General features: G+C 63.2%; 13 protein-coding genes. 10 read left to right on the top strand and 3 right to left on the bottom strand.

The annotated features are described in order from the left end of the window. Positions 1-23: 23 nt before the first annotated feature. A complete protein-coding gene (locus SE91_RS19355; protein ID WP_061848711.1) occupies positions 24-1,199 on the bottom strand; it encodes a glycosyltransferase family 4 protein in 1,176 nt (391 codons plus the stop codon). Between the two features lie 284 nt (positions 1,200-1,483). Here SE91_RS19355 and SE91_RS19350 point away from each other — a divergent pair, with 284 nt between their 5' ends. Then, the gene (locus tag SE91_RS19350; protein WP_061848710.1) at positions 1,484-3,574 is read left to right on the top strand and encodes an exopolysaccharide transport family protein; all 2,091 of its coding nucleotides are present in this window, start codon (positions 1,484-1,486) and stop codon (positions 3,572-3,574) included. A 42-nt stretch (positions 3,575-3,616) separates the two neighbouring features. On the opposite strand, the gene SE91_RS19345 is transcribed toward SE91_RS19350, so the two are convergent. Next, positions 3,617-4,963 carry a lipopolysaccharide biosynthesis protein gene (locus SE91_RS19345; protein ID WP_061848709.1) on the bottom strand — a complete coding sequence of 449 codons (1,347 nt, stop codon included), beginning with the start codon at positions 4,961-4,963 and terminating at the stop codon, positions 3,617-3,619. A gap of 87 nt (positions 4,964-5,050) precedes the next feature. Here SE91_RS19345 and SE91_RS36385 point away from each other — a divergent pair, with 87 nt between their 5' ends. Both SE91_RS36385 and SE91_RS19340 read left to right on the top strand, forming a co-directional pair. After that, a complete protein-coding gene (locus SE91_RS36385; protein WP_156489677.1) occupies positions 5,051-5,350 on the top strand; it encodes a hypothetical protein in 300 nt (99 codons plus the stop codon). Positions 5,351-5,426: 76 nt separating this feature from the next. Beyond that, positions 5,427-6,650: an FAD-dependent oxidoreductase gene (locus tag SE91_RS19340; RefSeq protein WP_061848708.1), complete on the top strand. Its 1,224-nt coding sequence runs from the start codon at positions 5,427-5,429 to the stop codon at positions 6,648-6,650. Positions 6,651-6,679: 29 nt separating this feature from the next. On the opposite strand, the gene SE91_RS19335 is transcribed toward SE91_RS19340, so the two are convergent. Then, entirely contained in the window at positions 6,680-7,816 is a 1,137-nt protein-coding gene (locus SE91_RS19335; protein WP_061848707.1) for a GNAT family N-acetyltransferase, read from the bottom strand. A 226-nt stretch (positions 7,817-8,042) separates the two neighbouring features. Here SE91_RS19335 and SE91_RS19330 point away from each other — a divergent pair, with 226 nt between their 5' ends. The 7 genes from SE91_RS19330 to SE91_RS19300 form a co-directional block, all read left to right on the top strand. Continuing rightward, the gene (locus SE91_RS19330) at positions 8,043-9,353 is read left to right on the top strand and encodes an O-antigen ligase family protein (protein WP_061848706.1); all 1,311 of its coding nucleotides are present in this window, start codon (positions 8,043-8,045) and stop codon (positions 9,351-9,353) included. Next, the gene (locus SE91_RS19325) at positions 9,350-10,372 is read left to right on the top strand and encodes a glycoside hydrolase family 5 protein (protein WP_082813763.1); all 1,023 of its coding nucleotides are present in this window, start codon (positions 9,350-9,352) and stop codon (positions 10,370-10,372) included. Before SE91_RS19330 ends, SE91_RS19325 begins: the two co-directional genes overlap by 4 nt. A 386-nt stretch (positions 10,373-10,758) precedes the next feature. Next, positions 10,759-13,143: a TonB-dependent receptor gene (locus SE91_RS19320; RefSeq protein WP_061848705.1), complete on the top strand. Its 2,385-nt coding sequence runs from the start codon at positions 10,759-10,761 to the stop codon at positions 13,141-13,143. 380 nt (positions 13,144-13,523) lie between these two features. Further along, the gene (locus SE91_RS19315) at positions 13,524-13,751 is read left to right on the top strand and encodes an MbtH family protein (RefSeq protein WP_061848704.1); all 228 of its coding nucleotides are present in this window, start codon (positions 13,524-13,526) and stop codon (positions 13,749-13,751) included. Positions 13,752-13,772: 21 nt separating this feature from the next. Continuing rightward, positions 13,773-14,528 carry a thioesterase II family protein gene (locus SE91_RS19310; protein WP_082813762.1) on the top strand — a complete coding sequence of 252 codons (756 nt, stop codon included), beginning with the start codon at positions 13,773-13,775 and terminating at the stop codon, positions 14,526-14,528. Further along, a complete protein-coding gene (locus SE91_RS19305) occupies positions 14,497-15,465 on the top strand; it encodes a TauD/TfdA family dioxygenase (RefSeq protein ID WP_061851205.1) in 969 nt (322 codons plus the stop codon). The genes SE91_RS19310 and SE91_RS19305 overlap by 32 nt, the downstream gene beginning before the upstream one ends. Positions 15,466-15,507: 42 nt before the next feature. Next, positions 15,508-24,738 (top strand): non-ribosomal peptide synthetase (locus tag SE91_RS19300; protein ID WP_082813761.1); only part of this gene is annotated, 9,231 nt, incomplete at its 3' end.

Below are 24,738 nucleotides of genomic sequence, written 5' to 3'. Positions count from 1 at the left end.
CCAATCTATTCCAAGGTGCCCCGTCAAATGACTTGGCTGAGAAGCCGAACGTATTCCTCCACCATGGCATCTACCGAATAGCGCAGCCGCAGGCCTTTGGCGTTTTGTCGCAGTTCGTCGCTCAGTTGCTGATCCGTCAAAAGGCTGGAGACGGCTGCCGACATCTTCGCATGGTCGGACGCATCGACGAACAGGGCCGTCGGTTTTCCTTCGAACGACAGCACCTCGCGCAGCACGGGAAGGTCGGTGACGACGGAGGGAACACCGGCGTTTGCGGCCTCGACCGCGGCCAGGCCGAAGGTCTCGGCCTGCGTCGGAAACACGAACACGTCCAGGCAGGCGAGAAAGTCCGCCATCCGGCGCGGCGGGATTTCGCCGAGCAGATGCAGCCGGTCCGACACCTTCAGATCGTCAGCCAGCTGCTTCAGCCGGGCTTCATCGGCGCCCTGTCCGGCCAGTGCGAGGTGCCAGGACGGTTCATCCGGCAACAGACGTATCGCCGCATCCAGTCGCTTGTGCGGATGCAGGCGTGCCGCGCAGCCGAGCAGGATATGATCCCTCGGCAGATTGAATTCCTGACGTGCAGCTTCCTTCGACAGGGTGAGCGCCTTGTCGTCGAAGCCGTGCGGCACGTGGACCATGCGCGACCGATAGGCCCCGGGATAACGCGAATATTCGCGTTCCATGTCCTTCGAATTGAGCGTGATGCGGTCGAAGAAGCCGAGGCTGCCCATGACGATGTCGGCTGTGCGGACCGGCCAGCTCATCGACAGCGCGGACGAAACCTGGTTGGCGATGACGGGCGCGCGGCACACGAGGCGCGACACGCCGGCGCCGATGACGTTGCCGAAATGCTGGAACGTCAGAACGGCGTCGGGCCCGGTTGTCCTGATATGGCGGCCGAGCGTCCACAGCATTCGCAGCAGAGCCAGCGGATGCCCCGGCCGGCCCGGGGCGCAATAGAGCGTATTGGGCGGCTCGTCGAATGAATCCGACTTGCGGAAGAAGAACAGGTTGGTGACGCGGTGACCGCGCGCGGAGAGACCGGCGCCGAGCAGCCTGGTGATCTCCTGAGCGCCGGCGTTTTCGGCCTGGGTCTGTACGAGAAGGACGTGCAGCTTCCGTCCGTTGCCTCCGGACGGGGTGAGAGCTGTCGCCGTCGTCTCGCCCAACTCCTTGTTTGGCTGGTAATGGAGCACGGATCCCGACCCGCTGAAGAAACGAAATTTTCACCTTGCTTGATCCCGTACCTACCATGCGGGCATCCGGCGGACATCGACTAGCAACAAACGGAGTTAATGCATCGGAGGTCGGAACAGTGTTGTCGCCGGAGAATCCTGGTGGTTTTCAAGGCAAGCGAAGCGAGCGCATTAACCAATTGGTCATGGTCGCGCGAGGGATGGGTAACCCCGGATTAACCATAGATATTTACGGTGGAGCAGGCCACTGAACAGTGTTCGCCAGTTGAATCCGAGTAAAGTCCATGACGTTCGGTCGCCGCGCAGACCCGACAAGTTCCGGATCGACCGGCATTGCCGCGTCGTGGGAGCGGAATTCGTCGAACGGTGCGGCCGGCAGGACCGCCCCCCGCGCTCGCGGCGCGCTGACTGTGGCCGCTTCGCTTGCCTTCCTTCGCGAAAATGCCCGGCGGATATTGACGCTCGCTCTCGCGATCTTCGCGTTCGGCGCAGTCGTTCTGCTGGTGATCCCGACCCGTTATGCCGCGACCGCACTGGTCGTCGTCGATCCGCGCGAGCAGCGCATAACGACGGAGCAGGACGTCCTGCCGGGCATTGGACAGGACAGCGCCGCGCTGCAAAGTCTGGTCGAAGTGGCGAAGTCCGACGGCTTTCTCAAGCCGCTGATCGAAGAGCTCAAGGTGCGCGATGATCCGGACCTTTCCGGCGGATACACCGATCCTGCGCGCCTGCTCGAGCGTTTCCGCAACCGCCTCGACATTTCCCGTCGTGGGCTGACCTATGTCATCGCCTTCCGGTTCACCTCGAACCGATCGGAGCGGGCCGCTTACTACGCCAACGCCATTGCCGAGGCGTTCGTCGCCAGACAGAGCCGTATCCGCAGCGAAGCCACCGACGAGGCCGCGGACTGGCTCGGCGGCCGGCTGAAGACTTTGAGCGACCGGCTGAAGGCGTCGGAGGACGCCGTCGCCGCGTTCAAGCTGGAGCACAGGATCGTCAACGCCGGCAAGGATGCCACGACCCAGCAATTGCGGGTGACCGAGCTGTCGCAGCAGGTGGCTGCTGCGCGCGCGCGGACCGAGGAGGCCAAAGCTCGCTACGAGCAGGCGCAGCGCGACGTGAAAGCGAATGTCGAGAGTCCCGTCAAGCAGGATCTCCTCAGCGCGCTGCGAGCCCAGCGATCGGCGCTCAACGATCAGATTGCGCAGAAGCGCGCGGTGCTCGGCGATCGCCATCCCGATCTCGTGATGTCGTACGGCCAGCTGAACGACCTCAACAGACAGATCGAGGTCGAACGGAAGAAGGGCATCGACACCGCAAAGTCGGAATACGAGGCCCAGCGCGATCAGCAGAAGGCGCTCGAAAGCCAGATGAAGGCGGCTGAATCGCAGCTCCTCGTCGATGGTCAGGCCCTGGTGAAGCTCCAGGAGCTGCAGCGCGACGCCGAGGCCAACAGGAACATCTACGAGCAATTCCTGTCGCGGTCCAAGACCACGAACGAGCAGCGCCTGCTGCAGAGCTCTCAGACCAAGGTCGCTTCGCTTGCCATTCCGCCGTTGCGCTCGACCCTTCCGCCGCTGCCTTTGCTGCTGGCCGCGCTCGCGATCGGCTCGCTGCTGACATCGACCGCGGTCGTCGTCGCAACGGGGCGCGGGCCGGACAAATCGGTTCCTGATGCGCGCGATCCCGAGCCGGCTCCACGCCAAGCTGAAGCGTGGCCGCGTCCGCCCGTGTGGACTCGCATTCCCGACCTCGTGCCCGCCGAAGCGCCGCGAAATATCTGGCAAGGACCGGTGTCCGCGGTGGAGCTCGATCTCGGTCCCCACCTCCTGCCGCTCTTCGACAGGCTGGAGAAATTGCCGGGCTCTCTGGGGAAGGTCGTTCTCGTGATGTCGGTCGGAAAGCGTGCCGGCGGCAACACGGTCGCACGGTCGCTGAACCGGTGGGCGGTGAATAGCGGCAAGCTGAGCGTCCTGATCCGTGTCGAGCCGGACCTCGGCGGTGCCAAGATCGCGTCGGCCATGGGTCCGGCAGACGGCATGACCACGGCAGATTTCCGCAGCGTCGACGAGCTTCTGAGCGCCGGCAGGCTGCCCCAGCCGTCGCCCGCGGACGATATTCGTTCGGAATTCGATCTGATCATCGTGCACGCAACATCGCTTGCCTTGCAGCCGGAGGTGGCGGCCCTGGCTGCTCGTACCGATCTGGTCGTCCTGGTCGGTCGCGAAGACGCAATCGATTCAGCCGCGATGCGCAGGGTGACGGCGGCGCTCTCCCGTTTCGGCGGCGTGCCGACCGGTATCGTCGTCAATCACGTGCCCGCAGATCCGTCGTCGGCTCAACGGCGCGGTGAAGCGCTCGGCTTGGTCGGCTGACGGTCGCCGGGCTCACCGTTCTTGCGGCGTTTGAGCTCGATCCTAATCGCTCGTGTCGGCGCCGTGGACTGCGTAGGTGCCGCGTTTCGATCCGCCAAAGCGCAACAGCGCGAGAATTGAGGGATCGACTCCGGACCGCTGGCGGCACAGCACATTGAGCGCGATGGTCGCAAGCGACAGCGACACCGTGGCGGAGATCGCCGCGCCAAGCACGCCCAGCCAGGGGATCAGCACGACAAATCCGACAAGTCGCAGCCCTACGTTCGCTGCGACGACGGGAACATAGATGCGCTCGTGGCCGGTGAGCTGCAATATCGCCGCAGACGGACCGCCAGCTGCCTGAATCGCCGTTCCGATCGCGAGCACGATCAGGACCCAGTGCTGCGCGGCGAAATGAGGCCCGAACAGGTTGAGAAGATAGGGGCCGCCAATCCAGATCAGGACAAGGCCGCTGATCACGCAAAGCCCGGTCACCTCCGCCATCAGCTTGAGCGTCCGCTCGAACTCGCGATGGTTTTTGCTGAAGTACAGCGAAGGAAGCCGGCGCGCACCGAAGCTGTAGAGCGCTGCCGACAGCATGGCGAAGATGTTGGCAAGGCGCGAGGCGGCGAAATAGACCCCGGCGGTCGCCGGATCCAGCATCCAGTAAACCAGAATGACGTCAAAATACTGGTTCGCGGCTTCGAGAACGGACGCGATCCAGAAATGCAGCGCGCTCGACCTCCAGCGCGACGGCTCGTAGCGTGCCGCCGTGCCGCTGAGATCCGGCAGAGCTCTTGCGACTGAAACGACCTGTGCCCCGAGGCCGACAGTCATGGCGATCGTCATGACCGCGAACAATTCGGCGGGATCGAGCCGGCCATGGCCTAACAGGATTGCGAGCAGGAACAGGACGACGCCGACCCGCCAGAAGAACTCCCTGTTTCCTTCCCCCATCAGGATACTGACCAGCGAGCGCGCAACCTGGCTGCCCAGCATCAGCCCTGCATTCACCGCAGTATAGGCGGACACAGCGAGGATCAGCAGCCACCAGTCCCCCTTCACGTACGCTGCCGTCGCGATCGCGCCGATCACGATCAGCATTGCGAGAGAGGAGATCTTCAGGCTCGACCGCAGGATACCCTTGGTGAGGTCGAGCCGATTTCCCACCTGATACTCATTCAGGAAGCGCACCAGGAGGGCTTCCTGGCCGACCAGGCCCACGACCGATGCAATCTGAGCGACCGAAAGCCAGGTTGCAAACATGCCGAACCCATCCGGCGACATCGTCCGCGCCGCAAGCGAGAACAACGCAAACGCAAATGCGCCGCTACCAACCTTGAGTAGGATGGTCCCGGCGACACCGCGCGTCACATCGCGCCGCATGAACTGGATGATGGATTGGATCATGGGGATTAAGGGGCGAGTCTCCCCTGAAGAGATAGGCTCCGATACCGGCGCCAGCCTAGCATGCCGAATAACCGCGAGTGTTAATACGTGGTCGAGGATTCAGCTGGCCAAAGCGGCGCCGCCGCCAAGTCGATTGCTTCACGATGGTACATCGCCGTCTCCATTGTCCCAGATCAAGCAAAGCCCGGTTTGACCGAACGGCGGCACTGGGCCGCATCGGCGACTGAAGAAGGTGCGATCAGCCGCTTGAATGCGGAACGGCTCGCCGGAATGGCCGCCGATCTGCCAAAGCGTGAACTTTGCAGGGCCTCCCGAGCAAAGTCCGGGCCGGGATTTCGCGTGTCCAGATCAGTCTATTGGCTCATTAACCTCGATCTGCGGAAGTGATCGCATTCGGCGCCTTGATGCGACATCAGGCGAGGACATTGCACATGGGGCCGCGTTAACCGTGGGAGCCTGCACCATGACGTTGGAGAGAGCCGTGTCCGAGTCGTTCGACGCTGTCGGGAGCGCGACGATCGCGACAGATGTCGCGATCGTCGGCGGCGGCCTCGCGGGATCGCTGGCGGCGGCGGTTCTCGCGCGGGCAGGGCATCGCGTTGCTTTGGTGGACAAGCGCGCCGTCTATCCGGGCGAATTCCGGGTCGAGAAGATCGGAGGCCCGCAGCTGGACGCGTTCCGCAGGCTGGGCTTCATCCGTGGGCTCGCGAGCGTTGCCTGTTCATACGATCGCGTGCTCAACATCAGGGAGGGCAAGGTGGTCGACGTCAGCGTCGGTCAAGCCTACGGGCTTCCCTACGCCGATCTCGTCGCCATGGCGCGCAGCCAAATGCCCGATCCAACCAGCCTGATCGTCGACGAGGTCACTGCGATCAGCTCGAGCGACGACATCCAGCATCTCGAACTCGCTTCCGGACGGCGGCTCACTGCGCGCCTCGTGGTTCTCGCCACGGGCATGGCCGGAGCTCTCAGCTACAAGCTCGGCATCAGGCGGCGCGTGCTGGCTGCGGGCCATTCGGTCTCTTTCGGATTCACGATCGCCCGGCGCGACGGTGCGCCGTTCGATTTCGAGGCGCTGACCTGCTACGGCGAGCGCACGGCGGACGGCGTCGACTATCTCAGCCTGTTTCCGGTGCGCGCGGGCATGCGAGCGAATCTGTTCATGTTCCGCGATCCGACCGATCCCATCATGCGCGAGCTGCGCCGCGACACGGAAGCGACGGTTCTGCGCCTGCTGCCGGGACTACAGACCTATCTCGGCGATTTCCGCGTGATCGACCGCGTTCAGAACTGGGTGATGGACCTCTCCGTCGTCGAGGGACATCTTCAGCCCGGAATCGTGCTTATCGGCGATGCCTTCCAGACCAACTGTCCCGCCGCCGGAACCGGCGTCGCGCGCCTGCTGGTGGACGTCGAGCGTCTTTGCACCGAATATGCACCGCGGTGGCTCTCAACTCCCGGCATGGACCGGCAGAAGATCGCGGAGTTCTACGCCGATCGCGATAAGCTCGCGGCAGACCGGCAATCGCTGAAGATGGCGCGATTCCGCCAGGCCCTGACCTCACGCGACGATATTGGCTGGGACGTGCGGCGGCGGCTGCACTTCCTGCGGCGCAGTCTCACCCATCAGGTCGAGCAGATGCGGCCAGGCTGGCTCGCGCAGGTCCGCAGCGCACTTCGGGCCTGAGCATTGCTGTCGTCGGCGCCGCACGCTCGTCAGCGCGTCGGGGTCGAGGTATGGGGCGGCTGGATCCTGAATTCCGACATGCGCTTGGCGGCGAGTTTGAGCCAAGGAGCTTGCTTCAGGGCGAACAGCGCAACGGTGCCCGCGGTGCTGCCGGCCTGCGTGACCGCCCACATCGGCGACGGCTGCGCGCCGAACAGCTTCTTGTAGGGTTCGTCGCCTATGGTGAAATCGAGCATCTGATCTCCGCGCTCGATGCAATCCCTCGCCACCTGCTCGAACATCAGCGCGCCCAGGGATTGGCTCTTGTATCCGTCGATATCGAAGGCGCTCATGATGACGTGGTAGGTGCCCTGGTGCGACAAACCGAGTACCGCGGCGATCACGTCGCCGTCCATCTTCATGGCGTAGAGCCGCACGAAGGAGTCGAGGCCGCGGAGCGCCACGTCGGAATAGAAATCGAAATATTCGGGGCGCTGGAGCAGGTCTCCATCGCCCTGTGACTGAAACCGCGGCCCGCGGAATCTCTTCATCACCTCCAACGCGTCGCGTGTGGAGGCACCGTCATTGCAGCAGGAGAAGCTCAACGCGCCCTTCCTCTGGAGCTGACGATACTTCTTCGCGAGCTCCTTCTGATAGGAGCGATCGATCGCACTCGCCCGCCACTGCTCGAACGGCGTGATGAGGACGGTCGCGTAGGCATTGGTGTCCATCGAGATGCGACGGGGCGCGGCCAGGAGGGTCTCGATCGGAAGCCGCCCGTTGGGCAGCTTGGTCATGCGGAGCAGATCGAAAGGGCGGAGGAGGCGCTGAAGCTCCGCGCATGCGCTCTTATCCTCGAGCAGTTGGGAAAACACCTCCGGGCTGCAAACCGGCGCCAGATAATCGGAGACGCGGAGGTCGGCGAACTCGACGGTCCGTATCGGACCTCGCTGGATCCGCAGCAGAGGCAGCACCATCGCAAGCGCATGGGTCTTGCGATGGCGGACGACGGCAATGAGAGGCGTGGCACCCGCATGAGGCGCTAGCCTGGTGTACAGGCTGTGCAGCCAGAGCGGGTGCTGGAACGCGGTGGCGGCGGAGTTGTCGAACAGCTCAGCGTATTCCGGGGACGCAAAGTCAAACGTGTGCTCGATGGCGATATCGAATGTGCTGCTAGGTCTGTTCATGGGTAGCCAAGGAAACCGGACAATTCGAAATTCGATCGAGCTCGGTCCGGGCTTTATAGCAGGGTCGTTACGAGCGACATACCGTCGCGGTGTGATTTGCATGAATGCACCGCCCCAGGTCTCATATCGTTACCAAAATCTTAAAATCCCATCCTGGATAGGCTGGAAGCGCCGGAGATCGGCCTGCGCTAGCAAATTATTAACCGCGCCTCAGGAAGGTCGGTTCATGGCCAGCCTGCAGACCGAGGTGGATTCCGGGACACTCGATAGCGCGTTCTGGGAGACGCGCAGCGTTGGCGTTGAGAAGATCGCCAGAACCGCAATCAGTTGCTCGATCACGGTCAACGTGGTGGCGTCGATGGGGATCTTCAATGCCAAGCTTCTGCCGCCGGAACTGACCTTCGTGCAACAGGCCGTGGCGCTGCTGATGTGGGCTGTCCTGATTTATGCAAGCGCCTTCGTGCGCCCGCGCCTGCGGTTGCAGTTCAATCCCGATTTGATCGCGCTGCTCGCTTTCTACACCTTCGCGGTCGTATCCGTATTCTGGTCGAGCCTGAACGCGACCGCGCTCATGAAGAGCGCGGCGCTGGCGATGACGACCTTCGGCGCATTCTGCCTCGCCACGCGCATCGACATCGAGGAGATCGTGAGGGCCACGTCTCATGGGCTCTTCATACTGGTCGCCGCGTCGACCTTCTGTGCGCTTGCCATCCCCGATATCGGGATCGACCAGACCTGGATGCACAGCGGGCAATGGCAGGGTGTTTACGAATCGAAGCAGACGCTCGGCTTCGTCGGCGCGTATCTGATGTTCTTTTCCTGCTATCGCAAGATGACCGGGCAGGGCTGGCTCGCCTTTCTCGTCGTCTTCCTGGTGGCCTCGACGTGCGTCCTCGCGTCGGAATCGCGCGGGGCCGGCGCCGTCGCCCTGGCAGCCTGTGCACTGCTCGTGACGTCGATGTGGTCGGTCGGCTGCATGAGGGTCTATGCAACCCTGCCGTTCGTCATGTGCATTCTGGCCGGCATCCTGTTCTTGTATTTCTACGTCACCGGATATGACTCGATTCATGTCGGCGATGCGAAGATCGATTTCACCGAGCGGACCTTCATCTGGCACTACGCCATCAGCCATTTCGACGATGCGCCACTGCTCGGCTTCGGCATCAACGGCTTCTGGACGGTGCCGTCGATCTACGACTATTTCGAGCAGAACCACGGCTGGGTGCTGGACAACTATCACAGTGGCTACATCACGATCCTGATGGAGACCGGGTTTCTGGGATATGTGCTGTTCGCCGCGAGCGTCCTTCTGTTCTCGAACAAGATCCTGTACCTGATCTCGACGAGATCGATCGAGCGATCGCACTGCGCGCTCATCACCGGATTCGTGGTCCTCAGCTTTCAGACCAATTTCACGGAGACGACGTTTATTCGCTCGACGATGTTCACCTCGGTCCTCCTGGTCGCGTTCCTCCTTGCCACGTGCAGGCCCGTGCCCGAACCGGAATTGCAATCTGTGGAGATGGACGCGAGATGACCGCCATCCGGACTGCCTGTCTGCGAGGCCTCAATCTCGCCGTGGCGGCGTTCTTCCTCTCAGCGGCGTCCGCCGCCCACGGCGCCGAGCAGGCAGCTTCCCGTAACGTCCCGAAGTTGGGGCGCGGCATCAACATTCTCGGCTATGACGGCATCTGGGAGGGCGGTCGGAGCGCGCCATTCCGCCTCGACAATCTGACGGCGATCAAGAAGGCCGGGTTCGCGCACGTCAGGATCAATTTCTTCGGGTTCAAGTTCATGGGCCCGGAGAACGTGCTGGACGAGATCGTTCTCAGGCGGCTCGACACCGTCATCGAGGAAGTGCTTGCGCGGGGCCTCATTCCCATCCTCGACGAGCACGATACTCACATCTGCCAGCGCGACATTGCCGAATGCGCACCGAAGCTCAAGGCGTTCTGGCGGCAGATCGCCGAGCGTTATGCCGGAAGATATCCGACGCTCGTCTTCGAGGTCCTGAACGAGCCGGGCGGACAAATGACGTCGTCCAGCTGGAATACGCTTCTCAATGAATCTCTCGAGATCATCCGACGCACCAATCCCGATCGGCCGGTCATCGCCGCCGTTCTCAATGTCGATGAGATTCCCATCGAAGAGTTGGTTCTGCCAACCGACGACCGCAACCTGATCGTGACGTTCCACTACTACGCGCCGATTAAGTTCACGCATCAGGGCGCGCCATGGTCGCAAACATTCTCGAAGATTGGACCGCTGGATTGGGGCAGCCGGAACGACGAAGCGAAGGCCGCCGCAGACTTCGACAAGGTCAGGCTGTGGGCGGAGAAGGAGAAGCGTCCCATCTATCTCGGCGAGTTCGGGGTGTATGAGAGAGCGCCATCCGACAGTCGCCTGAGATACCTGTCATTCGTGGCGAGGAGCGCCGACAGGCTCGGCTGGTCGTGGGCATATTGGCAGTTCGACCATGACTTCGCGGCTTTCGACAGCGCGCGTCAGGCCTGGAAGCCTGATATTTTGCGTGCGCTGGTTCCGCTGCTGCGCTGAGCCGGCGCTTCTGTTGCCTGTACGACTCTGGTCTTCATACGGCGAGAGGATTGCAAATCGCACCAATGGCGTCGCGATCTCCGCGGTGTGCCGATAGCAATCGGTGCGGGAGTATTCATGTGGGCGATGCGCAACCTGTTCGACTGGATCGCAAATTCATCACGATATGACGCAGTGTCGCATGCGAATCGATGATTAGAACGATTTGAAATTAGAAGTCTTCGAAGATGATCCATGACGTCGTTCGACGTCGACATCGATTCTTTTATCGTGATGGTTAGCCGTACAACCTTAGATAACTTCTAGTTCCCAATCCCTTCTCGCAGCACCCTCGTATGTTAGGAAGCGCGGGGGACGTGCTTGCGAGTGGGAATTGGGGTGCAATAATGAGGCGTGAACTCTCGGCCAGGAAAATCGTGCGGACGCTATCGCTGGGAGCGGTGAGTTATCTCGCGCTGTCACTGGAATCGTCAGGTGAATTACAGCAGGCGCTTGCACAGACGAATCTGCCGCCCGTGACCGTGGATGCTCCCAAGCCAAGAGTTCATCAGCCGGTCCAGAGATCACAGTCGACGCGCGCCTCGCGGGGACAGCGATCGGTCGCCGCGGCGGCTCCGCGCCAGGCGGCGCCCGTTCCCTATGTGGTGCCCGCGACCGGCACGGTCGGCACGGTGCCACCGGCATATGCAGGCGGCCAGGTCGCAACCGGCGGAAGTCTCGGGTTTCTCGGCAATCGCGGCGTGATGAATACGCCGTTCAACCAGACGAGCTACACGGCGGAGCTGATACAGAATCAGCAGGCGAGAACGATCCGTGATGTCCTGGCGAATGATCCCTCGGTTCGCGTCGTCCAGGCCGCAGGCGGCGGTGCAGACAGTCTGTTTATACGTGGTTTCTACTACGATAGTGGCGACTTTGCCTTGAATGGCCTTGCGGGGATTGCGCCGTACTACTCCACCGGCGCCAACTTCATCGAGCGAGTTGAGGTCCTCAAAGGGCCCAGCGCAGTGCTCAATGGTATGACGATAGGCGGCACGGGAGCGACGAGTGGCGGCGCGGTTGGCGGCACGGTTAATCTGATTACCAAGCACGCACCTGACGTGGATATCACCCGCATCACCGGGACATATTCGTCGAAGTCGCAGTTTGGTGAGCATATCGATGTCAGTCGGCGCTACGGCGAGCATAAGGAGTGGGGTGTGCGGCTGAACAGCACCTATTCAAATGGAAATACGCCCTGGAATCGCCAGAGGGACGAATTCGGCAATGCGGTGCTGGGGCTCGACTATCGAGGCGAGAACGCCCGATTCGAAGCCGACATTGGGTATCAGGCCGACGTTCTCAAGCCGCCATTGCGCTTCTTCAGTCTTGCTTCTCCCATTCTTCCGCCACCGCCGAAAGCTGGAACTAATTTCCAGGTGCCGTGGGCTTACTACGAACCGACGGATTTCTTCACGACTGCGCGTGGAGAGGTTGACGTCTTTGATTGGCTGACTGCCTACGGCGCCTTCGGCTATCACGACAGCAACATCAACTATAAGTACCCATCGCCCATCATCAGTAATGCTGTGCCAGGGGCTAATACGGGTCCTTTCCAGCTCGGTGGACTGAGATCGAATCCACTTGCCGGCAGCGAGCGATTCGAGACATACGCGGGGGAAGCAGGTCTTCGGGCGAATGTCGACGCCGGCCCCATCAATCATGCGGTCAGCATGAATTATGCGATCAATGATCGAACTTATAGGCAGCGAGTCGTGACGCCGCTCAATCCGTCGCCGGCGACGCAGAGTGTGCTCTACTGGAATCTGTATAACGAGCCGACCAATCTCGCTCAGCCGGTTTTCAACGTGCTCGCCGCGAACCAGAGAACCAATGCGCAGCTTGAAAGCTTCGGCATCGCTGACACGATGTCTATGTTGAATAATCGTATTCAGTTCACCATCGCTGCGCGTCATCAGACGGCAGGCACCGGAGTTACGAATTTTATCGCCCCGGGCACAGGTAGCAGGCCTTATCAAGAGGCGTCGGTGATAACACCTGCCTACGCCCTTGTCGTGAAGCCGGTCGAGAGCATTTCGCTGTACGCCAATTATGTCGAAGGCCTTCAGACGCCTCATGTCGTAACGGGCGCGAACTTCAGGAACCTCGGCGACGTGTTTGCGCCCAACAAGACGATGCAGGTCGAGGGCGGCGTGAAGTTCGACACGGGTCGGTTCACGACGACTGTAAGTTTCTTCAAGATCGAGCAGCGCAGCATCATCTCGACCTTCATAGGTGGGCTGCAGTACCAACTGCCCAATGGTAAGCAACGCAATGTCGGTGCCGAGCTCAACGTGTTTGGCGAAATTACGCCCGATATTCGATTGCTCGGTGGCGTGACATTGATTGACGGCAGACAGATCGATACCCCCAGAGCGGCCAACGGCAGCAATACGGACGGCAAGGTCGCGATCGGTGTTCCGACGGTCAGCGCCAATATCGGCGCGGAATGGGATACCTGGTTCGTCCCGGGACTGACGCTTACAGGGCGCGTGATCTATACCGGTTCGCAGTACTACGACACGGCCAACTTGGTCGCGCTGCCAGACTGGACGCGTGTCGATATAGGCGCCCGCTACACTTTCCTATCGCCTTGGAATGGAAAGCCGATCGTCGTACGCGCGAACATCGAGAATGTTGGTAACAAGGCTTACTGGGCGTCCGCCTACAGCAACGTGCTCACACTCGGTGCCCCACGCACCTACCTCCTGTCGACGACGTTCAATTTCTGAACACAGCGTCCTACGACACTTCCGATACTTGCCCGCCGCGGATCTCATCCGCGGCGGCCTTTTCTTTGATCGATAGTCAGCCAGCTGCACTTGTCGGGACTGATGACAGCACAATGAAACACCGCTCGCGACATAACAGGCGATCTTGCCGCATCGTAGAAGTTCCTCCGTGCGCAGTTAGAATTGCAGCAATCCGCGTCGTGTTCTGAAATCGCGATATTTTCCCGCGTGTTGGTGCGCAAGCGCGGAGGTTGCATTGTGCTCGTCCGTCGCCAATTTTGAGGTCTTAAAAAAAGTAGCGTCGATATTGCTTTGACCCTCGTCGGCATCTGACCTAGTCAAACGTCTCTGCTTTCGCTTTCCGAAGAGGGGACCGAGCCATGATGGTGTTCGACAGGGACGACGTCACCTTCACCGTCGTCGTCAATCGTGAGGAGCAATATTCCATCTGGCCGACGTTCAAGGAGATTCCGGCCGGCTGGACGGCAGTGGGGAAGACCGGCAGCAAGAAGGAATGTCTCGACCACATTGAACAGGTGTGGACCGACATGCGTCCGCTCAGCTTGCGCAAGTTCATGGACGGCTCGTCGCCTCGGCAGTCGACGTAGTCAGCGGAGTCCGGTCGTCCGATGCAGCTTCTTTGTCTGCCTTACTCCGGCGGCAGCGCCATGTTCTATGCGCGATGGCGCAGGCTGCTGCCGTCGTGGATCGACGTTCGGCCGGTAGAGTGGCCAGGGCGTGGCGCGCGCATGGACGAGCCGCTGGCGACCGATCCGCGCGAGTTGGCAGCTCAGCTCGCGAGCGAGCTCGCCCCGCAGCTCGATGGGGCCTATGCGTTGTTCGGGCACAGCCTCGGTGCGGTGGTCGCGTTCGAGCTTGCGCACGGCCTGCTCGATCGCGGGGCGCCTGCGCCAGCCATTCTCTTCGCCTCGGGCGCGGAAGCGCCCGCGGTGCGGGACGGCAGCAAGTGGCGCCAACCGCTAAGCGATGAAGCGCTGATCCAGGAGCTGCGCAATCTTCAGGGCACGCCCGACGAGGCGCTGTCGAATACGGAGCTGATGCGATCCGCGCTGCCGGTGTTGCGCGCCGATTTCCTGATGTGCGGAGCCTATGTCTACCGGCCGCGGCGTCCGCTGCCGTGCCCCGTGCACGTGTTTGGCGGAGCGGACGACGAAACCGGCCGCGAGGCACTCGAGGCCTGGCGCCAGGAGACCTCGGCGTCGTTCGCGCTCGACATCCTGCCGGGGCATCACTTCTTCATTCACACGCAGCAGGCTGAGCTGATCGACCGGATCGGCGCAGCGTTGGCCCGGCTATCGGGGCGATCAATCGGTTTGCATCGGAGCGATGATCATGAGCGCGTTCTCCGTCCAGCCACTCATTGAGGGCAAAACTCTTCCCATGCTGCTCAAGGCAGGTGAGGCCGGGCAGCCGCTGGGCGAAGCCCTTCCGATGCTGCGCGAGACGATCGACCGGTACCTGACCGACAGCGGCGGCATCGTGTTCCGTGATTTCTCGCTCGACGGTCCTGATGCGTTTCGGGCCTTCGCGGCCGATTTCGGCCACCCACTGCTCACCTACGAGTTCGGATCGACGCCGCGCTCGCAGGTGACCTCCGGGGTCTACACGTCCACGGAATATCCGCCGCACCAACACATCCCGCTGCACAACGAGCAGGCCTACACCCGCGATTGGCCGATGAAGATCTGGTTCTATTGCATGCAGCCGGCGCTCGAAGGCGGGGAGACACCGATCGCCGACAGTCGCGCCATCTATCGCGACATGCCGACGGCCATTCGCGAACGGTTCGCCGAGAAGGGCGTGATGTATGTGCGGAACTACGGCAACGGCCTCGACGTCGACTGGGAGCAGGTGTTCGGCACGGATTCCAGATCGGAGGTGGAGGCCTATTGCGCTCGACACGATATCGAATGCGAGTGGAAGGAAGATGGCGAGCTCCGCACGCGCCAGATCTGTCAGGGCACGGCGCAGCACCCGGTCACGGGTGACCCGGTTTGGTTCAACCAGGCACATCTGTTCCACGTCTCCAATCTCGAGCCGGAGGTGCGCGAGAGCCTGCTCGACGTGGTCGATGACGAAGCCGATCTGCCGCGCAACGTGTTCTATGGCGATGGCTCGAGAATCGAGGATGAGACGCTAGCGACGGTTCGGACCGTTCTCGAGACGCACAAGATCAGCTTTCCCTGGCAGGCCGGCGACGTCGTGATGCTCGACAACATGCTCACCGCGCACGCCCGTGCCCCATTCAAGGGACCGCGCAAGGTGATCGTCGCCATGGCGGAAGCTCATCGGCAGCGGTGATCGGCGGGAATTTTCGGCGCGGCCGAACAGGAATTCGAGAACATGGACAGATCCAACCTCGTCGAACGTTTGCGAGAGCACGCTGCCTTGCGACCGGAGAAGGTGGCGTTGCGGTTCCTCGAAGGCGACGACGTCGCGGGCGAGCTGACGTTCGCAGCGCTCGACGCGCGGATCAGGGCGCTTGCGGCGTGGTTGCAGCAGATGGGCGGCGCGGGCGAGCGGGCGGTGATCCTGCTGCCGAGCGGGATCAACTATGCTGTGGCATTCTATGCCTGCCTCTATTCGGGCGTGATCGCCGTTCCCGCCTATCCGCCGGAGGGCGGTCCCGAGCGTTATGCAGGACGTCTCCACTGCATCTTGCGGGATGCCGCGCCGCGCTTCATCCTGGTGGAGACGGCTCTGGGCGGTCTCATCGAAGCGGCGCTGCCCGAACTCGGCGACGTGCATCTGGTTGCGGTGGACACGATTTCGCCTGATCTTGCGGCGGACTGGCGCGAGACGAGACCCGCCGCCGATGCGATCGCGTTCCTCCAGTACACGTCCGGCTCGACCTCGCAGCCGAAGGGCGTTTGCGTGTCCCATGGCAATCTGGCGGCCAACGAGCGTGCCATCGAAGCGGCCTGTGGCGGAACGCCGGACGATGTCTTTGTCAGCTGGCTGCCGCTCTATCACGACATGGGACTGATCGGCGGGCTTCTGAATCCGCTGTTCACGGGCTTTACCGGCGTGCTGATGTCGCCGCGGAACTTCCTGGAGCGGCCACGGCGCTGGCTCGAAGCCATCGACTGTCACGGCGGCACGTTGAGTGGTGGCCCCGACTTCGCGTACGCACTCTGCGCCGACCGCATCTCGGATGAGACAATCAGCCGGCTGGACCTCAGCCGCTGGAAATTTGCGTTCTCCGGCTCGGAGTTCGTCCGCCGGACCACCCTCGAGAAGTTCGGTGGCCGGTTCGCGCGAGCCGGGTTTAATCGGCGAGCGTTGACGGCTTGCTATGGCCTCGCCGAAGCGACGCTGCTGGTGACTGCGGGCGACATCACGGCCGAGGCCGTGAGCTATACGCTCCATACTGCGGAGCTCGCCGCGGGTCGTATCGCGAGTGCGAGCGAGGGAACCGACCTCGTGGCGTGCGGTCGAGCCGCCGCAGGCCACGACACACGCATCATGCGCGTCGATGGATCGACCGTAGCCGGGTCGAGTGAGGTCGGCGAGATCTGGGTGAGTGGCCCAAGTGTTGCATCGGGATATTGGAATAACTCGGAGGCGACGCGCCAAGCCTTCGTCGAGCGGGACGGCGTGCGCTGGCTGCGGACCGGCGACATCGGGTTCATTCGCGATGATGCGCTCGTCGTGGCCGGTCGCCTCAAGGATCTGCTGATCGTTCGCGGCCAGAATGTCTACCCGACCGATGTCGAGCAGGCCGTCGAAGCCGAGGTCGAATCCGTCCGCAGGGGGCGGGTTGCCGCTTTTCCCGTCGAGATGGACGGGCGTGAGGCCATTGGCTTGGCAGCGGAGTTCAGCCGCGCCGTGCTCAAGCGCAGCGATCCGGAAGCGCTCGCGCATGCGATCGGTGAGGCTGTGCTGCGGCAGGCGCAGGAATATCCGGCCGTGATCGTCTTGCTCAACCCGCAGGCCATGCCGCTGACCACGAGCGGCAAGTTGCAGCGGTCTGCCTGCGCAGCGCGCCTTGCCGACAACACGCTGGACAGCTTCATGGTGTTCGAGAAGGGACGGCGCCGCGGCAGCGGATCGCTGACGGTGCCGGCGACCGCTACTGAGCGTACCGTCGCCTCGATCTGGTGCGATGCGCTTGGCGTGGCGGCGGTGCATCGCGAGGACGACTTCTTCGTTCTTGGCGGCAATTCGATAGCCGCCGGCCAGGCCGCCGCTGCGATCCGCGACCGTCTGAACGTAGAGGTCGAGCTGCGCACCTTCTTCGACGCGCCAACGCTGACCGCCTTCGCCGATCGGATCGATGCTCTGGCAGGGACCGGTGCCGCCCGGACGCTGCCGCCGATCCCTTGGGCGGCCGCGTCTGATCGCGCGTTGATGTCGCACGCACAGGAGCGGCTCTGGTTCCTCTGGAACATGGATCCGGCCGGGACAGCCTATACCGTTGCGAGCACGATCCGTCTGAAGGGACGGCTCGATCATGCCGTGCTGTCGCGCGCTTTGAGCGAAATCGTCCGTCGTCACGAGGTTTTGCGGACCACATTCATCGCCAGGGACGGACGCGGAACGCAGATCATCCACGATGTCATGAGCATTGGCATCCGGCACGAGGATCTCCGGTCTCATCCTGCGCAGGAGCGCTCTGATCGCGCGGCGATGTTCAAGCAATCCGAGCTGGACAAGCCATTCGATCTCGTGAACGGGCCGTTGCTGCGCGCGGTGCTGCTTCAGCTTGCGGACGACGCGCATGAATTGCTGCTGCTGGCTCATCACATCATCGTCGATGGCTGGTCGCTCGACGTGCTGTTGGAAGAACTGGCCGGCCTCTATCGCAGTGGCATCGGCCAGGGCGCTGGCGCGCCGCCGATCCCGGCGATTCATTATGCGGATTTCGCAGCCTGGCAGCGAAATTGGCTCGCGGGCGGCGAGGGCGATCGGCAGCTGTCGTATTGGCGCGCCAAGCTCGGCGAGGTTCATCCGGTCCTGGCGTTGCCGCATGATCGGCCGCGCCCGGCGGTCCAGAGCCATGCCGGCGACACGATCGGTCTAGCCATCGACGGCGCGCTCGCCGCCCGGCTGCGGACGATCGCGGCAAGGCAGCGCGTCAGCATCTTCATGCTGCTGCTCGGCGCATATCAGGTGCTGCTCCATCGCTATACGGGACAGAACGATCTGCGCGTCGGCGTGCCGATCGCGGGACGTCGGCACGCGCAGCTCGAACGGCTGATCGGATGTTTCGTCAATACGCTGGTGCTGCGGGCCGAGATTGCCAGCGAAGCGAGCTTCCCGAGGCTGCTGCAGCAGGTCAAGGAATCGGTGATCGAGGCGCTGTCGCACCAGGATCTTCCGTTCGAGATGCTGGTGGACGGCCTCAAGCCCGAACGCAGCGGTGGCCACAATCCGTTGTTCCAGGCGAAGTTCAATTACATGTCCGCGCCGAGCGGTTTCGCTGGCGTCGAGGGGCTCAGCGCCGACATCGACATCATCGATCTTGCGGGTTCGCATTTCGATCTCGCGCTCGACGTCATCGATGGCGCCGCCGGCATGAAGGTGACGTTCAACTACGCCACCGATCTGTTCGATCGACCGACCATCGCGCGACTGGCGGCGCAATTCAGCTCGATGCTGTGCCAGATTGCCGACGATGCCGAGCGGCGGATATCGGACTTCGTCATTGACGAGGAGCACCGGCAGGCCGTGCCGAGTGAGGCCGCGACCTTCCGCTTCACGGATGTGCTCAGCCTGCACCGCGCATCAACCGCCGATCGACAGGCCGCCATCGCCATCCGATGCGGCCGGGAGCAGATGTCCTTTGCGGATCTCGAGCAGCGGTCAAACCGTATCGCGCACGCCCTCATCGCGAAGGGCGTGGCGCGGGAGACACCGGTCGCGCTGTGGATCGAGCGCTCGCCGCCCTTCGTCGTCGCCTTGCTCGGTGTGCTGAAGGCCGGCGGCGCGTACGTCCCGCTGGATCCGAAATGGCCGATGGAGCGCATCCGCCGCATCCTGACCGACGGCGGCATCGGGATCGTGCTGGCAGCGGGTGAGAAACTGGCGGACGCGTGCGAGCTCGATTGCCTGGTGCTCGATGCGGCGGCGGAAGCCGAGCGCGAGGAGCTATCGAGCCTGCCGGTCGGCGGGACGATTCATCCGGAGCAGACTGCTTATGTCATTTACACGTCGGGATCGACCGGCGCGCCAAAGGGCGTGAGCGTCTCGCATAGCGCCTTGGCCAATTACGTGCAGGCTCTGCTGCAACGCCTGAAGCCCCGCCCGACAGCGAGCATGGCGATGGTCTCCACGGTGGCGGCCGACCTCGGCCACACCGTCCTGTTCGGCGCGCTCGCATCCGGCACGACGCTGAATCTGCTGTCGCCGGAGGCCGTGTTCGACGCCGATGCGTTTGCGCAGGCGATGCACGAGGGCGAGGTCGACATTCTCAAGATCGTGCCCAGCCATCTGCGAGGGCTGCTTCAGGCCTCGCGCTCGGCCGATCTTATCCCCCGCGATGCCCTCGTCCTCGGTGGCGAGGCGTGCGATGGCGCACTGCTGGACGAAGTCCGGCGCTTGCGGCCGGGCTGCCGGATTCTGAATCATTACGGGCCCACGGAAACGACGGTCGGTGCGGTGACGCATGAGTGCGCCACGGAACGCGAGGACGGCCTGGTTCCGATCGGGCTGCCTCTTGCCAATCTGCGCGCTCATGTCCTGGATGACGCGCTGAACGAAGTGCCGATCGGCGTCACCGGCGAACTCTATATCGGCGGTGCCGGGCTGGCGCGCGGCTATCGCGGGGCCACGGGCCTGACTGCGGAACGCTTCGTGCCGGATCCGTTCGGGATAGCCGGCGAGCGTCTCTACCGAACCGGGGATCGTGTCCGCTGCGACGGCGCAGGCCGGCTGATGTTCCTTGGCCGCTCCGATGACCAGATCAAGTTGCGCGGCTATCGCGTCGAACCCGGCGAGGTCGCGCGCGTCATCAAGGCGCTGCCGGGGATCGACGATGCGGTAGTCGTTCCGCGCAAGATCGGGGCGAATTCCGATCGCCAGGAGCTGATCGCCTATTGCGTGCCTGAGGGCAGCGCTGGTCAGCAGGCCGATGCGATCAAGCAACAGCTGGCTGCGATCGTGCCAGACTATATGGTGCCGTCGCACATCGTCACCTTGGCGCGACTGCCGCTGACGCCGAATGGAAAGGTCGATCGTCGCGCCTTGCAAGAGCCCGCTGGAGAGGCGGCGTCTGCTGGCTATGCCGCGCCTGCCGGGGATATTGAAGTTGCGATCGCGGCGGTCTGGTGCGAGGTGCTCGGTCGAGAGCGAGTCGGCCGCAACGACAATTTCTTTGAGCTTGGCGGCGATTCGATTCTGAGCTTGCAGATCATCGCCCGCTTGCGCAAGCGCGGCATCCGGCTGACGCCGAAGCAGATCTTCAGCCAGCAGACGGTCGCCGGATTGGCGACTGTCGCCGTCATATCGGGGGGAACGACCAAGAAGGAGAAGCCGGCGGCGAAAACGTCAGCCGGCGGCGGCTCGGGGTCCGGCATGCGCCATCTGATGCCGATCCAGGCGCGCTTCTTCGCCGAGGACATCGACAATCGGGATCACTGGAATCAGGCGGTTCTGCTGCTGCCCCGGATGCAGGTCGACTGGGAAACTCTGCGGCGCGCGCTCGCCGCCTTCGTGGAGCATCACGACGCGTTGCGCCTGCGGTTCAGGCAGGTGGACGGCGCCTGGCGGGCGGAACAGGGGCCCCCGCCGGTGTCGTCCGAACTGCTATGGATTCATGCGGGTGCCGGTGGCGCGACGGAGATCACTGAGCTCGCCCGCGCCGCGCAGCAAAGTCTCTCGCTATCGACGGGACCGCTGCTGCGGGCCGTCGGCATGGACTTGGCGGATGGCAGCCAACGGCTGCTGCTCGTGATCCATCATCTCACCGTCGATGGCGTATCCTGGCGGATCCTGTTGGAAGACTTGGCGTCGGCCTATGACCAGCTGCAACTTGGCAGCTCCGTCGCGCTGCCGCCGAAGAGCGACTCCTATGCCTCGTGGAGCGAGCGGCTGCACGCCTATGCGGCGTCCGCGGAGCTCGCGGCCGAATTGCCATACTGGCTGGATTGTGATGCCGGCGTGTGCCTGCCATGCGACGACGATCATGGCGACGTCGATCGCGTCGGCGACGGCGGCGAGGTATCATTGGTGTTCGATGCCGACCTGACCTCGCAGCTGCTTGAACAGGCGCCAGCCGCGTATCGGACCCAGGTCAACGATCTCCTGCTGGCCGGCCTCGTGCGCGCGGTGTCGCGCTGGAGCCGGCACGACGAGCTCACCGTTGAGCTCGAGGGCCACGGCCGCGAGGATATTTTCGCGGACGCGGATGTATCCCGCACCGTCGGCTGGTTCACGACGGCATTCCCGGTGCGGCTGAAGGATACAGCGGCGGACGAGGCGTCACTGATCAAAGCGGTGAAGGAGAGGCTCCGCGCGATTCCGAATCGGGGGCTCGGCTATGGCGTGCTGCGCCATATCGGCTCCGAGCAGCAGCGCAATGCCCTGGCGCAATTGGCGGAGCCACAGATCGTCTTCAACTATCTCGGCCGGTTCGACGCAAGTATCGGCGCCGCCCAGCAATTCACCTTCGCAGCGGAGAGCGCAGGTCCCTCGCGCAGCGCCAGGGCGCCGATGCGCGGCTGGCTGAACATCACGGGCCTCGTGCGTGAGGGTCGGCTGGAATTATCGTTCGGATATGGACGCAAACGCTACCGGCTCGCGACGGTCGAGCGGCTCGCAGCGCAGTACGAGGCTGCGCTGCGCGAGCTGGTCGTGCATTGCTGCAAGGGGGCGTCCGGCCTCACGCCATCGGATGTCCCACTGTCCGGGCTCGGCCAGGCTGATCTCGATCGGTTGGCGGGGACTCTCGATCTTCGCGGTATCGAGGACATCTATCCGCTCTCGCCGATGCAGCAGGGCATGCTGTTCCATGCGCTGCGCGACGGTGCCAATGATGCCTATGTGAATCAGGTCGGGCTCGAGCTGTTCGGCGTCGATGCCGGCCAGCTGAAAGCCGCGTGGCAGACGGTCAGCGACCGGCACGCGGCCCTGCGGACCGGGTTTGTCTGGGAGAACCTGTCGGGCGCAGCGCAGCAGGTGGTGTATCGCCAGGTGCCGGTGCCGTTCGTCGAAGAGGACTGGCGCGACGGATCGCGTGTGGATATGGAAGCCGCTCTGGCCGAGACATCCCGGCGCGATCGCGAGATGGGCTTCGACGTTTCACAGCCGCCCCTCCAGCGCATTCGCCTGATACGTCTGGATGACAGCCGTCACTGGCTGATCTGGACTCATCATCACATCTTCGTCGATGGCTGGAGCTCCGCAAGGCTGGTTGCGGAGGTGTTGCAGCAGGTGAGCGGCGGCACGCTACCGGCCGTGCAGGGTAGCTATCGCGATTACATTGCATGGTTGCAGAGCCGCGATCGCGAGAGCGCCGAGAAGTTCTGGCGCGAGGCCTTGGCGGGGCTCGAGACTCCCACATGGCTTGCGAACACACTGGCGGCTCCCAAGACATCCCAGGCCGAAGGCCACGCAAGTGTTGGACTTTCGATGGACGCGGCGCTCACCGAGCGATTGAAGTCATTTGCAAAGCAGGAACGCGTGACGCTCAATACGCTCCTACAGGGCGCATGGGCACAGCTGCTGCGGCGTCATTCGGGGCAGTCTGCGGTCTGCTTCGGCGTGACCATATCGGGCCGACCGGCCGAATTGCCCGGTTCGGAAGAGATGGTGGGCCTCTTCATCAACACGCTTCCGATCGTCGATGCGCCGAACCCGCAAGGAATCGTCGGCGATTGGCTGCGCCAATTGCAGGAGCAGAACCTGGCGCTGCGCGAGCATGGCTGGACGCCGCTCTACGACATTCAGCGTCTCGCCGGCCATGCGGGACAACCGTTGTTCGACACTATCCTGGTGTTCGAGAACTATCCCATCGACCGAGGATTGCTGCGGGGCGGGGACGGTGGCCCGCGGCTGGGACGTGTCGCGCATGTGACCCCGACGAACTATGCGCTGGCGGTTGCGGTGTTCGCCGCACGTGACAGGCTGAACATCGAATTCAATTATGATCCGTGCCGATTCGACGAGGCGGCGATCCTGCGCCTTCGCGACGTTCTGCATGGATTGCTGGAACAGATCGCAGCGAATGCGGAGCGCGTGGTCGGTGATCTCAGGGCGGCGGCCGATCGGGACGCGCGGCGAACTCTCGAATGGAGCGGCGCAGCGCATCTGACCTCGGCATCGCCCTGTGCCGACATTGTGACGCATATCGAAGCGCAGGCCGCGCAGGCGCCGTCCGCCGTTGCCATCCTATGGGGCGACCAACGCCTCTCTTATGGCGAGTTGAACGCGCGTGCTAACGCGCTGGCACGGCGGCTTCGGCTCTGGAATCTCGGTGCGGATCGGCTGGTCGGCATTGCTTTGAGCCGAAGCCCGGACATGATCATCGCGCTACTCGCAGTCCTGAAGGCCGGCGGCGCCTACCTGCCGCTCGATCCGGATTATCCGGCCGAGCGGCTCTCCTACATGTTGCGCGACAGCGGCGCGGCGCTTGTCCTGACGCAAGGCGCGCTGCTCGAGCCGCTTGCGCCGGTGCTGCGGGAAGCTGGGGTCGAAGCGCTCTGCATCGAGGAGCCGACGCCGTCCGTCGGTGACGACAGTGGGAACCTCAACGTCGAAATCCATCCGGATAGCCTTGCCTACGTCATCTACACGTCGGGATCGACGGGGCTGCCAAAGGGGGTCGGCGTTGCGCGCGGGCCGCTGGCGATGCATTGCGAAGCGATCGGCCGGCTGTACCGCATGACCTCGCGCGACCGCGAGTTCCAGACAGCATCGATCAATTTCGATATCGCGCACGAGCGATGGCTGGTGCCGCTGATGACGGGCGGATCGCTGGTTCTGCCCTCGAAACCCGGCCTCCTGGTCGACGACCTCGTCAGCGAGATCACCCGCAATGCGGTGACCTCGATCTTCCTGCCGCCGGCCTATGCCGATCAATTGAGCGCGGCGTTGCGGCAAACCGGGCGCAGCTTGGCGATCAGGGTCTGCATCGTCGGCGGCGAAGCCTGGTCCGAGACCGGGGTCAGGGCATTCCGCGATGCTGTGGACGTCGATCTTCTCGTCAACGCTTACGGTCCGACCGAGACGGTGATCGCACCGACGGCATGGATCGTCGACGATGCCGCGCTGACATCTCACCAGCCTGCACCAATCGGGCGGCCCGTCGGTGTTAGGTCCGCGCACGTCCTCGATTCCGATCTCAACATCGTTCCCGTCGGTGTCACCGGCGAGCTGTTCATCGGCGGCGTTGGTCAGGCCCGCGGCTATCTGAACCGCCGTCCGTTGACGGCGGAGCGGTTCGTCCCCGATCCGTTCAGCGACAGTGGCGCGCGCCTCTACCGCACCGGCGATCTCGCGCGCTGGCGCGACGACGGCGTGATCGAATATGTCGGCCGCGCCGACCAGCAGGTGAAGATCCGCGGCTTCCGCATCGAGCTCGGAGAGATCGAGGCGCGCCTGCTCGAGCAGCGCGGCGTGCGTGCGGCGGCTGTT

The organism is Bradyrhizobium sp. DOA1, assembly GCF_001593325.1.
Taxonomy (GTDB): Bacteria; Pseudomonadota; Alphaproteobacteria; order Rhizobiales; family Xanthobacteraceae; genus Bradyrhizobium.
This window is presented reverse-complemented; position numbering and strand designations above follow the sequence as displayed.